At 71.7% G+C, this 12,522-nt stretch carries 11 protein-coding genes; 3 read left to right on the top strand and 8 right to left on the bottom strand.

Annotated features, from left to right (window positions below; genetic code table 11):
• Window positions 1-9: 9 nt before the first annotated feature.
• The 8 genes from HG543_RS05875 to HG543_RS05840 form a co-directional block, all read right to left on the bottom strand.
• On the bottom strand, window positions 10-1,017 hold the full coding sequence (locus HG543_RS05875; RefSeq protein WP_169343684.1) for an alpha/beta hydrolase: 1,008 nt from the start codon (window positions 1,015-1,017) through the stop codon (window positions 10-12).
• Between the two features lie 27 nt (window positions 1,018-1,044).
• The gene (locus HG543_RS55030) at window positions 1,045-2,160 is read right to left on the bottom strand and encodes a uracil-DNA glycosylase family protein (RefSeq protein ID WP_171817876.1); all 1,116 of its coding nucleotides are present in this window, start codon (window positions 2,158-2,160) and stop codon (window positions 1,045-1,047) included.
• A 218-nt stretch (window positions 2,161-2,378) separates the two neighbouring features.
• Window positions 2,379-3,599, bottom strand: coding sequence for a bifunctional phosphopantothenoylcysteine decarboxylase/phosphopantothenate--cysteine ligase CoaBC (gene coaBC, locus HG543_RS05865; RefSeq protein ID WP_169343683.1), 1,221 nt, complete (start codon window positions 3,597-3,599; stop codon window positions 2,379-2,381).
• Window positions 3,600-3,661: 62 nt separating this feature from the next.
• The gene (locus HG543_RS05860) at window positions 3,662-6,631 is read right to left on the bottom strand and encodes a carboxypeptidase-like regulatory domain-containing protein (RefSeq protein WP_169343682.1); all 2,970 of its coding nucleotides are present in this window, start codon (window positions 6,629-6,631) and stop codon (window positions 3,662-3,664) included.
• 108 nt (window positions 6,632-6,739) lie between these two features.
• Window positions 6,740-7,087 carry a hypothetical protein gene (locus tag HG543_RS05855; RefSeq protein WP_169343681.1) on the bottom strand — a complete coding sequence of 116 codons (348 nt, stop codon included), beginning with the start codon at window positions 7,085-7,087 and terminating at the stop codon, window positions 6,740-6,742.
• Window positions 7,088-7,190: 103 nt separating this feature from the next.
• On the bottom strand, window positions 7,191-8,474 hold the full coding sequence (locus tag HG543_RS05850) for a Stp1/IreP family PP2C-type Ser/Thr phosphatase (RefSeq protein ID WP_169343731.1): 1,284 nt from the start codon (window positions 8,472-8,474) through the stop codon (window positions 7,191-7,193).
• 61 nt (window positions 8,475-8,535) lie between these two features.
• Window positions 8,536-9,048 (bottom strand): FHA domain-containing protein, encoded by a 513-nt coding sequence (locus HG543_RS05845; protein WP_169343680.1) that lies wholly within the window; start codon window positions 9,046-9,048, stop codon window positions 8,536-8,538.
• Window positions 9,049-9,096: 48 nt separating this feature from the next.
• Window positions 9,097-9,699, bottom strand: coding sequence for a hypothetical protein (locus HG543_RS05840; protein WP_169343679.1), 603 nt, complete (start codon window positions 9,697-9,699; stop codon window positions 9,097-9,099).
• A gap of 145 nt (window positions 9,700-9,844) precedes the next feature.
• Here HG543_RS05840 and HG543_RS05835 point away from each other — a divergent pair, with 145 nt between their 5' ends.
• The 3 genes from HG543_RS05835 (at window position 9,845) to HG543_RS05825 (ending at window position 12,503) form a co-directional block, all read left to right on the top strand.
• Entirely contained in the window at window positions 9,845-10,048 is a 204-nt protein-coding gene (locus tag HG543_RS05835; RefSeq protein WP_169343678.1) for a hypothetical protein, read from the top strand.
• A 201-nt stretch (window positions 10,049-10,249) separates the two neighbouring features.
• Entirely contained in the window at window positions 10,250-10,813 is a 564-nt protein-coding gene (locus HG543_RS05830) for a DUF4349 domain-containing protein (RefSeq protein ID WP_169343677.1), read from the top strand.
• Window positions 10,814-10,919: 106 nt separating this feature from the next.
• Window positions 10,920-12,503 carry a proton-conducting transporter transmembrane domain-containing protein gene (locus tag HG543_RS05825; protein ID WP_246356794.1) on the top strand — a complete coding sequence of 528 codons (1,584 nt, stop codon included), beginning with the start codon at window positions 10,920-10,922 and terminating at the stop codon, window positions 12,501-12,503.
• Window positions 12,504-12,522 lie beyond the last annotated feature (19 nt).

Genomic DNA, 12,522 nt, shown 5'->3' with positions numbered 1-12,522 from the left:
GCCCGCGCGCTACTCGCGGGCCAGCTTCGGCACCAGCACCGACAGCGAGCGCTCGAAGCGGTACGACACGCCGGAGTGCCCGTCCTCGAACTCCTCGTGCACCAGCTCCACGCCAGCGCCCTTGAGGTCCTCGGCGAGCATGCGCGTGCCCCAGCGGATGTTGAACTCGTCGCGGGTGCCGCAGTCGAGGAACACCGTCTTCAGCTTGCGGAACGCGTCCAGGAACTTGGGCACGAAGCGCACCGGGTCGTGCACCAGCCAGCGGTTCCACACGTCCAGCTTGATGCGGCCCGTCTGCGCGTCGAAGGGCAGCTCCACGTTGAGCGGCTCGCCCTTCTTCGGAGAGTACGCCGCCGCCATCGCCAGCGTGTTCACCACCGGGAAGTCGTCGCCGCGCATCTTCGTCTCGCGCACGCGCTTGCGGAACTCCGCGTGCCAGGGCTCCACCCCGCCCGCCTTGAGCAGCGAGGCCGCCGCCTTGGGCAGGTCCGGCAGGTAGCAGTACTCGAAATACGAGTCCGCCGCGTGCGCGCCCAGGTGCGAGAACACCTCCGGGTGGTAGCGGCCCATCACCAGCGCGCCGTAGCCACCGGAGCTGTGGCCCACCACCGCGCGCGAGGCCGCCTTCGGCAGCGTGCGGTACGTGCGGTCCACGAAGCCCACCACGTCCTTGGCCAGGTAGTCGCGGTAGCGGCCGATGGCGTCGCTGTTCACCCACTGGCTGCCGCCCAGCGACGTCCACCCGTCCGGGAACACGCCGATGGCGGGCGGAATCGCTCCGGACTCGATGAGCGCGTCCATGCGCTCGGGGACGGTGGGGGCGAAGCCCGAGGCGTTCGTCCACGTGCCGCCGCTGTTGCCGAAGGCGTGCAGGAAGTAGACGACCGGGAAGCGCCGGTCTCCCTCGCCGTAGCCCGGCGGCAGGTACACGGTGAGCCGGCGCCGGGCCGGGTCTCCCAGCGGATTGGACTCCAGCGCGGGTGACTGCAGCTCGCGCGTTTCCAGCACTCCCTTCATCCGTGCCTCCCCCTCAGAGTGGCCGCGCTAGGCGCGTGAGCCGGGTTGCTTTCCGAGAACCTTCATCACCGCCTGCAGGTCCTCCCACGCCTTGCGCTTCTCCGCCGGGCTGCGCAGCAGGTACGCCGGGTGGAAGGTGGGCATGAGCTGGATGCCCTCGTAGGTGCGCCAGTTGCCGCGCAGGCGGGTGATGGGCGTGCTGTCGCGCAGCAGCGTCTGCGCCGCGAACTTGCCCAGCGCCACCACCACCTTCGGGCGGATGGCCGCGAGCTGCGCGCGCAGGAAGGGCTCGCACGCGGCGATTTCGTCCGGCTCCGGGTTGCGGTTGCCCGGCGGCCGGCACTTCACCACGTTGCAGATGTAGACCTCGTCGCGGCGGAAGTCCATCGCCTCAATCATCTTCGTCAGCAGCTCACCGGCCGCGCCGACGAAGGGGACGCCCTGCAGGTCCTCGTTCTCGCCCGGGCCCTCGCCCACGAAGACCAGCTCCGCGCGCGGGTTGCCCGAGCCGAACACGATGTTCTTGCGCGTGCCGCACAGCTTGCAGCGCTTGCAGTCGCCCAGCTCGCGGCGGATTTCGTCCAGCGTCGGCCGGTCGCCCTCGCCCATTCCGGGCAGCGGTCCCTTGTCGCCGGGGGCCTCCCGCGGCACGTCGAGGAGCACACCCGCCCCACCCGTGGCGGGAGACCGTGTCGCCGGTCCCTTCGCGGACAGCGGAGAGACGGTGGGCCCTGTCGGCACCGGGCGCATCGGCGCCTCGGTGGAGGTATGGGACGTGGAAGGTGCAGCCGCCACGGCTCGACCCGGAGGGTTCATCGCCGGGGACGCCACTCCATTGCGGCCGGTGGACACGGGGGCCGGAGGAGCCCCTGCCCCCTCGGCACCCGGGAGCGGCCGGGCCAGGGGGGCGGCGCTCGTGGCCCGGGCCGCGATGGGCGCGGGCCGTGCGGCGGGCTCCGGCGTTCCGTTGGCGCGGGTCAGCAGGGAGCGCAGCGAGGGCGCGGTGCGCTGCAGCTCCGACGCGGCCTTCGCGTCAATCATCAGCACACGGCCGGCGGCCTCCTCCTGCCAGAGCAGGTGGCGGCGCATGTCGTCCAGCACGGCGCTCAGTTCCTGCGAGGAATCGGGTAGGTCGTCGCTCACGGTGATGGATCGGTAGCGGAGGAAGCGGGCCGGCGCAAGGAAGCGGACGGCGGCCCTGTCAGTACGCTTACCGCAGGGCCGAGCCCCGCGTCACTCCCGGAGTCGCTCTCCCCCGCACGTGCGGGCCGCTCACAGTGGGAACGGAATGGCCCGAGGGGCGCACGCCCCGAATTCCTGAATCGCGATGCCGTGCCGCGCGCCCTGGGGATACCCGCCACCTACGGGCGGCGCACCAGCAGCAGCTCGAGGATGGCGCGGGCCACCTCGTTCTTGCTGCCGTTCAGCTCGCGCTGGACGCCGGTGCGCGTCAGCACCGTCACCCGGTTGGTGTCCGTGCCGAAGCCCGCGCCGGGGGCCGTCACGTCGTTGGCGACGATGGCGTCCAGGCCCTTGCGCTCCAGCTTCTCGCGCGCGTGCTCCAGCACCTTCTCCGTCTCCGCCGCGAAGCCCACCAGCACGGGCCGCTTCGCGTTGCCGGCCACCTTGCGCGAGGCCTCCGCCAGCACGTCCGGCGTGCGCACCAGCCGCAGCGACTCCTGGCCGGGAGATGAACCCTTCTTCACCTTCTGCGGCGCGCGCGTCTCCGGCCGCCAGTCGCTCACCGCGGCGGTGGCGATGAAGGCGTCCACGGACTCCACGCGCGCCAGCACCTCGCGCGCCATGTCGTCCGCGCTCACCACGTCCACCACCGTCAGCCCGTCGCGCACCACGGCGCCCACCGGGCCGAGCACCACCGTCACCTCCGCACCCAGGCTCCGCGCCGCCTGCGCGAGCGCCAGTCCCATCTTCCCCGTCGAGGGGTTGGAGATGAACCGCACCGGGTCCAGGAACTCGCGCGTGGGGCCCGCCGTCAGCAGCACCTTCCGGCCCGCCAGCGGCCCCGCTCCGAAGCGCGCCGCCACCGCCGCGACGATGGCCGGCACGTCCGCGAGCCGCCCCTCGCCCACGTCACCACAGGCCAGCAGCCCCGCGCCGGGACCCACCTGCGAGAAGCGCGGGTGCTTCAGCAGTGCCGCCACGTTCTCCTGCGTCAGCGGGTTGTCCCACATGGCCACGTTCATCGCCGGGGCCAGCACCACCGGCCCCTTGAAGGCGAGCAGCGACGTCGTCACCGCGTCATTCGCCAGGCCCGCGCGGATGCGCGCCAGCAGGTCCGCCGTGGCGGGCGCCACCACGAAGGCCTCGCCCCACCGCGCCAGGTCCAGGTGGCCGAAGTTCCCCTCCTGCGCCGGGTCGAAGTAGTCGGTGAGCACCGGGTGCCCGCTGAGCGCCTGGAAGGTCAGCGGGGTGACGAACTGCCGCGCGGACTCCGTCATGGCCACGCGCACCTCGGCCCCGGCCCGTCCCAGCTCGCGCACCAGCTCGCATGCCTTGTACGCCGCGATGCCGCCGCCCACACCCACCACCACCCTGCGGCCCTTCAGTGCCGTCACGTCCATGCGGCTTCCTAATGCGCACGGCCGCGGGCTCGCAACCCGGGACGCTCGGCGGTGTGGTCGCCTCAGCGCCCCAGAGCCACCTCCGCCTGGGAGGGGACGTCCACCATGCGGACCTCGGGCCCGCCCGGCGTCTCCACGTGGAAGTGGCCCCACACCAGCGTGTAGCGGCCCGGCGGCAGCCCGTGGAGGATCACCTGCTCACCGCGCGGCTGGTAGATGAGCTGCGCCCAGCGCGAGCGCATCAGCGACGTGGCCGGCGGGTTGCCCACGGCCCCCACCTCGCCCGCCACCACCCACAGCGCCTTGCCGCGCTCGGGCTTGAGCTGCACGGTGAGCGACGAGGTGCCCGGCGCGGGCCCCAAATCCAAGCGCATGTCGGTGCCGCCCACCTGCACCACCAGCCCCGCCTCCCCGGAGAACTCGCCGTTGGGCCCCAGCATGAAGCGGTAGCTGCCCGGCGCCACCTCGATGCTGTAGCCGCCGTCCGGCCCGGTGACGAGGGTGAGCGTCTCGCTGCGGTCCCCGTTCACCGCCTCCACCGAGACACCCGCCGCGGGGCTCCCGTCCGCCTTGTACACCTTGCCGCTCAGCCGCGTGGCCTGCCGGAGGACGAGCTCCACCGGGCCGCGCGAGCCGCGCTCCAGCGACTGCGTCCCGCTCAGCCGGCCCTTGCGCGCGGACACCGTGAAGCGCGGCACATAGGGCGGATTGGCCAGCGTGAAGCGGCCGTCCGGGCCCGTGAGCACGGACTCGTCGCACACGTCGCACGTCACCACCGAGTCCGGCACCGGCGCGCCGCCCTCGTCCCGCACGAGGCCCGAGACGGTGGGCAATTTCTCCAGCACCAGGTCTCCCAGGTCCGGCGACGCCGGGCGGTCCACCATCATCGGCTCGTAGCCCGGCGCATCCACCGCCGCGATGATGCGGTCGCCCGCCGTGGCCAGCGGCAACTCGAAGCGGCCATCCGAGCTGTCCACCTCGTGCTCGTCCATGCGGTAGCGGCGCACCGGCGCGCCGTCGCTTCCCACGACGCGGCCTCGGAAGACGTCGCGGCGCTTGAGCACCACCCGCACCGGAGGCCCACCCGCCTTGCCCTCGGCGCGCTCCACCTGGTCATAGCCCGGGTGCTTCGCCTCCAGGCGGTAGCCCCGGTCCGGCCGCAGCGAGCGGAACTCGAAGTGGCCGCGCGCGTCGCTCTGCACCGGCTCCGCGCCGCGCGGCACCACCACCAGCGTGGCCCCGGCCACCGGAGCGCCCTGCCCGTCCACCACCTCGCCGCTCAGCGGCGCGCCGGGCTTCAGCTCCGCCTCCAGCTTCAGCGTCTGTCCGTCCTCCAGCGTCACCTGCTTGCGGTCCGACGGCAGGTAGTCCGGGTGCGACGCCACCATCCAGTACGTGCCCGCGGGCATGCCGCGCATGGGCACCACACCGTCCGAGCCCGACGTGCGGTCGCTCCGGAAGATGCCTTCCTGCTCCACCCACAGCACCACGTCCGCGCCCTCCACGCGGCGGCCGGCGGACGACACCGTCACCTCCAGCGCGGCGCGGGGCTCCAGGGACAGCTGCACCCCGCTGGCCGGCGCCGTCACCTTCACCTGCCCGCCACCCCACTCCGAGTGGTGCGCGTGCAGCTCGTACAGGCCCGGCGTGGGCACCGGCGCCGCGAAGCGCCCGTCCTCGTCCGCCAGCACCGTCTCGCCCGTGGGCTGCACCAGCACGGACACGCGCGGCGCGGGCCGGCCGTACTCGTCCAGCACCTGGCCGGTGATGAGCGTGGCACGCTCCATCTCCAGCTCCAGTGTCGTCTCGCCCGCCACGATGCGCGCCGGGAGCTGTGCTTCGCGGAAGCCCTCCGCCTGGCCGTGCAGCACGTAGTCGCCGGCGGCCAGCGGGCCCAGCTCCACCATGGCGCCGGTGGCCCCGCGCACGCGGGTGATGAGGTCGCCCGCGGTGGTGCGCAGCAGCAGCTCCGGGTTGGGCACCGGCTCTCCCGCCTCGTCCACCACCGTGACGAGCAGCTTGCCCGCCACCTCCAGCTCCAGCGTCACCTGGGTGACGCGCGCGTCCAGCGTCAGCGTGCGCGGCGCGGCGCCCAGCCCGGGCGCCTCCGCCGTCACCACCAGCTCGTCCGGGTACAGGCCGGTGAAGCGCAGCGGCTCGCCTTCCGTGCGCTGCTCGCGAGACAGGTGGTCGGCGCGCAGCCGCACCGTGGCCGCCGCGGGAGCGCCGTTGCGGGTGACGCGGACCTCCAGCGTGCGCGCGGGCGTCAGCTTCAGGCGCACCGGCTGCGGGCCCGCCTCCACCTGGGCCTCCACCGAGGGCAGGTAGCCCTCCGCCGTGGCCACCACGTAGAAGGGGCCCTCGCCCAGGCCCTCCAGCGAGAAGACGCCGTCGGGGCCCGCCACCGCCTCGAAGGGCAGCGGCACGCGGCGCGAGACGGCATGCACGCGCGCGCCCTTGAGCGGCTGGCCGGCGTCGTCCACCACCTGCCCGCCGATGGTGCGCAGCGGCGGCAGGTACAGCTCCACCGGGTCCCCGGGCGCGGCCCGCTCGCGCAGCGCCACGCCCAGGCCGGGCGCCTTCGCCCAGATGGAGAAGGAGACGCCCGCCAGGTGCTCGAAGCGGAAGTTTCCCTGCGCGTCCGTGCTCGCGGTGGCGCGCGGGGTGAGGAAGCCGTGCTGGTGCTCGAAGTAGGCCAGCGTCTGCAGCGCCGTCTCGCGCGCCTGGCAGGACAGCAGCGCCTGGCCGCACTCGTCGCAGCGCACGTCCGCGAGCGTCTTCTCCGCGCTGGAGGCGAGGAACACCTCGGCGTTCGCCACCGGGCGTCCCGCGGAGTCCAGCACCCGTCCGGTGAGGGTGAGGCCCTCATTCGTCCCGGACGACACCTCCACGGCGGAGAACGCCGGCAGCGACGTGGCCGCGGGCTTCCCGGTCGGGGCGGCCGGCGTCCGAGAAGCCGAGCCCGGCCAGAGCCAGGCCGCTCCGGCCACCAGCAGGGCCGCCACCATCCCTATGATGAGCCAGTTGCGCATGCGCACGAACCGCGGACATTAGCCCGCGGCCGGGCCGGGAACGGACGATTCCCCATGGAAATTCCGGGCCAGTCGTGTCCCGGACGCTCCCCGGCCGGGCCGGTGGCGCTAGTGCTTGCCCTTGAGGGTGCCCAACAGCCGCGCCATGCGTCCCGCGCTGGCGTCCATCCGCTGGAAGCGCTCTTCCGTGGTGCGCAGCCGCGTCGTCATGGACTCCATGGTGGTCGTCATCGAGTCCATGGTGTCCAACACGGAGTCCATGGTGACGATCATGGCCTCCATGTTGGCCTTCATGACGACCATGCCGGCCTTCATGGCTCCGATGTCGGCCTTCATGGCCGACATCTCGGATGACAGGCCCCTCACGTCCTCCTGCGTCCCGCGCAGCTCCTCCCTCAGCTCCGCCACCTCGCCCAGCAGCCGCACGATGACATCCCCGCCCACCGCCCTCGCCATGCGCCCTCCAGAAACAGTCCGCCGCGAGCGTACCCGGGCGGTCTGACGAGGACTGGACGATGCGCGAGGTGACTTCGGCGGGCGCGGGCTCATGGGGCGGTCCTCACTCCTCGGCGAAGGGCTGGATGGCCTGCGCGACGGCCAGCTCCTGACGGGCCTCGCTCAGCTCCGAGTTGGTGGCGCGCAGCCGGTCGCTCAGCACCTGCACGAAGCTCCAGAGCATCTTCACCGCGAGGATGGACTCGCGCTTCATCAGCCCCATCAGGTCCGGACGGGAGATGACCATGGTGCGCGTGGGCTCGGTGGCCCGCACCGTCGCGGAGCGCGGCGCGTTGTCGATGAGGCCCATCTCTCCGAAGTGGCCACCGGCGCGCAGCTCGGCGATCTCCACCCCGTTCTTCTCGATGGCCACCCGGCCGCGGATGACGACGAAGAGCTCCTCGCCCGGCTGGCCCTCCACGACGATTTCCCGGCCCGCCGGGTACGTGCGCGTCGTGGCGATGGACAGCACCGCCGTCTGCTCCTTGTAGGTGAGGTGACGGAAGAGCGGAATCTTGCGCAGCGCCTCCATGCGCGACTGCGCCTCGCTCGTCTCCTCGCTGATGGTGGCGCCCTCGCCGGCCACCTTCACCACCACCGCGGTGATGTTGTCCTTGCCGCCGCGCTCGTTGGCGATGTCGATGAGCCGCTTGGGCAGGTCCGCCGGCGCCATGCCCGACACCAGCGGGAGGATTTCCTCGTCCTCGATGTAGCCGTGCAGGCCGTCCGAGCAGAGGATGAACATGTCGCCCGGCACCAGGTCCACGATGAGCGTGTCGACCTGGACGGACTCCTGGATGCCCACCGCGCGCGTAATCACGTTGCGGTACTGCGACGCGGCGGCCTGCTCCTTCGTAATCGTGCCGGCCTTGAGCTGCGCGGCCACCAGCGTGTGGTCCTCGGTGAGGCGGTGGCACTGGCCGTGGCGCACGAGGTACACGCGGCTGTCGCCCACGTGGCCGATGACGCCCTTGTTGCCGCCCACCGCGAGGCAGACGAACGTCGTCCCCATGCCGCGCTTGGACGCATCCTGCATGGCCATGCGGTAGATGTCCGCGCACGCGCGCTGGACGGCCACCTCCACCAGGGCCGCCGCCGCCGAGCGGCTGTCCGCCGTGGGGTTGTTCCCCAAATCCTTCAAGAGATGCCGGTTGGCGGAGATGTGCTGCTTGACGACCTCCGTGGCCCGGGCGCTGGCGACCTCGCCCGCCGCGTGGCCGCCCATGCCGTCGGCGACGACATAGAGGCCGAGCGGTATGTCCACCAGCATCGAGTCTTCGTTGTGCTGCCGCTTGCGGCCAACGTCGGTCAGTCCGAAGGCTTCTGTGGTCAAGGGCACCGCGAACACTCCCGTGTGTGACAGAGGGCGACTCCGCACGTTACGCAGGCCGCCGAAGACGTGGCAAGGCTCAGGGAGCCATCCTCACGGTCAGCATCCGGAGAAAGCTGCTCGCGGTGTAGAAGGCGACCTCCACCTGACCGAAGCGCAGGCGGGCGCCATCCTCCACCGCCACCGCCCGGCGAGGGGTAAGCCGCGCCCCGCCCACCCAGGAGCCATTCTTGGAGCCGGCGTCCGTCAGCGAAAAGCCCTCCTCCCCCTCCACCCAGGCGAACCACGCGTGAAAGCGGGACACACTGCCGTCGTCCAGCACCACGTCGTTGTTGCCCGTGCGCCCCACGGTGATGCCCCGGCCGAAGGCATTCGTCCGGGACTTCACCACGGGGAACACCACCGCCTCGCTCACCCCCAGCGTGGGCGCCCCCGCGTTCGTCACCGTCTTCAGCCGGTACTCCGCTTCTTCCCGGAAATTCCCGGCGAGCGGAGACGGCGTGAAGACGAGCAGCGCGGGCGGCAGGCCGCGCTCGAACTCGCCGCGGTTGCGCAGGAACCGCGAGACATGGGCGCTGAGCAGCTCGGGCATACGGAGAGTGCGGAACCAGGGGTGGCCGCGCGCACTCTACGCGGATGCCTAGCGCCAATCCATGAACAACCCGAACATCGGGCCGCCCACGAAGTAGCGCCCGAGGCTGCGGCGCTTGAGGCCGAAGGGCTCAGCGTAGCCCACCGCGGCGCCCACGGCCGTGGCGCCCCACTGGTAGCCCACGTGGATGCGGCCCTCGATGATGCCGGCGGAGCGGTGGTCGGCCGGGGTGCCCCCGTCGAAGTGGGCGCCGTAGAAGACGGGGCCGCCCGTCACCTGGAAGCCCCAGTGGAGCTGGTCCGGCAGGTGGTTGCGGTAGCCGATGCCCACCTGGGCGGTGTGCTCGTAGTAGGAGCCGACGAGGGTGTAGGGCCTCGTCACGTCCGGGTCCGGGAACGCGGCGGCCCACCCGAGCCCCCCTTCCAGGAGCAGGGCGAAGGCGTCCTTGCGCTCTTGAAGAAAGGTGAACTGCCACTGCACCTTCAGCCGGGGCGTGATGACCCCCTCGCGCGCCGAGGCGCCCAGGAAGACGCCCCGGGGCAGCCAGAACGGTGTGGGCGAGCGGTGCTCGGGCGGACGCGTCGACTGCGCGCTGGCGACAGAGGAGAGACCCAGCGCAAAAACCAGCAAAACAGGGAGCTTGCGGTTCATGGGAGTCCCTTCCCGCCATGGTGCGGGGCGCTTGTCAACGAAGTGTTCCGTTGGCTATGACACGGCCCGTTACCTGCGGATGGGCACGGGGCCGGGTCCCCCAACCGGAGCCACCCGCCGCGGGACACAAGGAGCGGGACACCGCATGCCAGTCGTGACAGTCCGGGCGGGTAGCAAACAGCGCTCGGGAGAGTTGGACACCCTGGTCCGCAAGGCCACGGAGAAGGCTTCCGACCTGCTGGAGCAGAGTGATCGGGTACTCGTCGTCTACGGGAAGGGCAGCGCCAGCATCTACTACGAGGGCGACGGCGCACCTCCCGGGCCCGTGGCCACGGCCCGGCCTTCCTGAGGGGCTCCCCTCCCCCGTCGTTCCTGATTCACCCCGCCCGCGTGCGAAGTACGGAACCGCGGGCCTCGCGCGAGCGTCCTGGAGGGCATCCCACACCGCCCTCCCTTCGAAAGGACCTCCGTGCGCTGCTTCCTGCTCGTCTCGCTGTTCGTCCTGGCCGCTTGCTCCCGCAGTCGGCCGTTGATGCGTTCCCCGGATGGGATGATGTCCGTCCCCGGGGAGGCTCCGGGGGCGCTCGAGACGAACCGGTCCATCATCCGCACCGCCCGGGTGGAAGTGGAGCGCGAGGACCCGGACCGGGGCCCCGCCCAGGCCGTGTCCCTGGCCAAGGCCCACGGTGGGTACGCGCAGCGCGTCACGTCCGAGTCCGCCACGGTGCGCGTGCCGGCGGAGCGGCTGGACGGGTTCCTGGGCGCCGTCCCCGGGCTGGGCAAGGTGGCCCGGCAGACGGTGAGCGCGGATGACGTGACGGAGTCGCACCTGGACCTGAAGGTGCGGCTGGCGAACCTGGAGCGCGTCCGGGAGCGCTACCTGGAGCTGCTGCAGCGGGCCGTCACGGTGGAGGACACCCTCCGCGTGGAGAAGGAGCTGGAGCGCGTCACCGCGGAGTACGAGTCCCTCAAGGCCCGGCTGGAGGCGCTGGAGAATCAGGTGGCCCTGGCCACGGTGAGCCTGGAGTTCCAGCGGCCCGTGCGCCCCGGCCCCGTGGGCTGGGTGTTCTATGGGCTGGGCAAAGCGGTGAAGTGGCTGTTCGTCTGGGACTGAAAGGCCGGCGCCGGGCCTGCAAGCGATGAATGCCCGACGCTCCGGCGGATTCCCATGACGGGAGGAGCCCGGCCAGGCGCTCGTCCCGCCACACTCCCGGCTCCTGATGTCGCTCCTCGTCCTCCTGGTCATTCCCTGGGTCTCCAGTGTCGTCGCGGCACTGCTGCCCACGAGTGCCCGGAACCGCGCGGCGTGGCTCGCGGGCCTCACCGCGCTGGGGGGCCTGGTGGGCGTGGCGCTCCACTTCCCGGCCGTCCGGGGCGGAGGCGTGTGGACCGAGCGCTTCGCGTGGGTCCCCTCGCTCGGGCTCGACGTGGTGCTGCGGCTCGACGGCTTCTCCTGGACGTTCTGCGTGCTCGTCCTGGGCATCGGCGCGCTGGTGGTGCTGTATGCGCGGTACTACCTCTCGCCGTCGGACCCCGTGGCGAGGTTCTTCGCCTTCCTGCTGGCCTTCATGGGGGCGATGCTGGGCGTGGTCCTCTCGGGAAACCTGCTGCAGCTGGCCTTCTTCTGGGAGCTGACGTCCCTCTTCTCGTTCCTGCTCATCGGCTACTGGAACCAGCGGAAGGACGCACAGCGCGGGGCCCGGATGGCGCTCACGGTCACCGGCATGGGTGGCCTGTGCCTCCTCGCGGGGCTGCTGGTGCTCGGCCACGTGGCCGGCAGCTACGAGCTGGACGCCGTCCTCGGGCGCGCGCAAGCCATCAAGGCCCACCCGCTCTACCCGGTGGCGCTCTGCCTCATCCTCGTCGGCGCGTTCACCAAGAGCGCCCAGTTCCCCTTCCACTTCTGGCTCCCCAACGCGATGGCGGCCCCGACGCCGGTGTCGGCGTATCTGCACTCGGCGACCATGGTGAAGCTGGGCGTGTTCCTGCTGGCGCGGCTGTGGCCGGTGCTGTCGGGGACGGAGCTCTGGTTCTGGCTCACCGGCTCCGCGGGTCTCGTCACGCTGCTGCTCGGCGCGTGGGCGGCGCTGTTCCAGCGCGACCTGAAGGGGCTGCTCGCCTACTCCACCATCTCGCATCTCGGGCTGGTGGTGCTGCTGCTCGGGCTCAACAGCCCGCTCGCGGCGGTGGCGGCGGTGTTCCACCTCATGAACCACGCGGCCTTCAAGGCGTCGCTGTTCATGGCGGTGGGAATCATCGACCACGAGACGGGGACGCGGGACATCCGGCGGCTGTCGGGGCTCTTCCGCCTGATGCCCATCACCGGCACGCTCGCGCTCGTCGCCACCGCGGCGATGGCGGGAGTCCCCCTGCTCAATGGCTTCCTGTCGAAGGAGATGTTCTTCGCGGAGACCGTCTTCCTCGACAACGCCAGCCCCGCCGTCCAGTGGGGCCTGCCCATCGCGGCGACCCTGGCGGGCATGGGGAGCGTGGCCTATTCGCTGCGGTTCTCGGCGAAGGTGTTCTTCGGGCCCGCCAGCGCGCTGAACACCCCGCGTGTCCCGGAGGAGCCACCCAAGTGGATGCGCGTGCCCGTCGAGGTGCTGGTCCTCGTGTGCCTGGTGGTGGGCATCGTGCCCGCGGCATCCATCGGGCCCATCCTCGAGGCCGCGTCCCTGCCTGTGGTGAGCGGGCAGATTCCGCCCTACAGCCTCAAGCTCTGGCACGGATTCTCTCCTCCGCTCCTCATGAGCGTGCTCGCGCTCGGTGGGGGCGCGGTGTTGTACCGGGTCTGTCTCTTATAGACATCTGTCGCAGCCGAAG

Source organism: Pyxidicoccus fallax, assembly GCF_012933655.1.
GTDB lineage: Bacteria > Myxococcota > Myxococcia > Myxococcales > Myxococcaceae > Myxococcus > Myxococcus fallax.
This window is presented reverse-complemented; position numbering and strand designations above follow the sequence as displayed.

Bases quoted from the DNA above. Each gene is read 5' to 3' on its own strand.
- HG543_RS05875 (WP_169343684.1), bottom strand. From the start codon at position 1,017: ATGAAGGGAGTGCTGGAAACGCGCGAGCTGCAGTCACCCGCGCTGGAG.
- coaBC (WP_169343683.1), bottom strand. From the start codon at position 3,599: ATGGACGTGACGGCACTGAAGGGCCGCAGGGTGGTGGTGGGTGTGGGC.
- HG543_RS05860 (WP_169343682.1), bottom strand. From the start codon at position 6,631: ATGCGCAACTGGCTCATCATAGGGATGGTGGCGGCCCTGCTGGTGGCC.
- HG543_RS05855 (WP_169343681.1), bottom strand. From the start codon at position 7,087: ATGGCGAGGGCGGTGGGCGGGGATGTCATCGTGCGGCTGCTGGGCGAG.
- HG543_RS05845 (WP_169343680.1), bottom strand. From the start codon at position 9,048: ATGCCCGAGCTGCTCAGCGCCCATGTCTCGCGGTTCCTGCGCAACCGC.
- HG543_RS05840 (WP_169343679.1), bottom strand. From the start codon at position 9,699: ATGAACCGCAAGCTCCCTGTTTTGCTGGTTTTTGCGCTGGGTCTCTCC.
- HG543_RS05835 (WP_169343678.1), top strand. From the start codon at position 9,845: ATGCCAGTCGTGACAGTCCGGGCGGGTAGCAAACAGCGCTCGGGAGAG.
- HG543_RS05830 (WP_169343677.1), top strand. From the start codon at position 10,250: ATGATGTCCGTCCCCGGGGAGGCTCCGGGGGCGCTCGAGACGAACCGG.
- HG543_RS05825 (WP_246356794.1), top strand. From the start codon at position 10,920: ATGTCGCTCCTCGTCCTCCTGGTCATTCCCTGGGTCTCCAGTGTCGTC.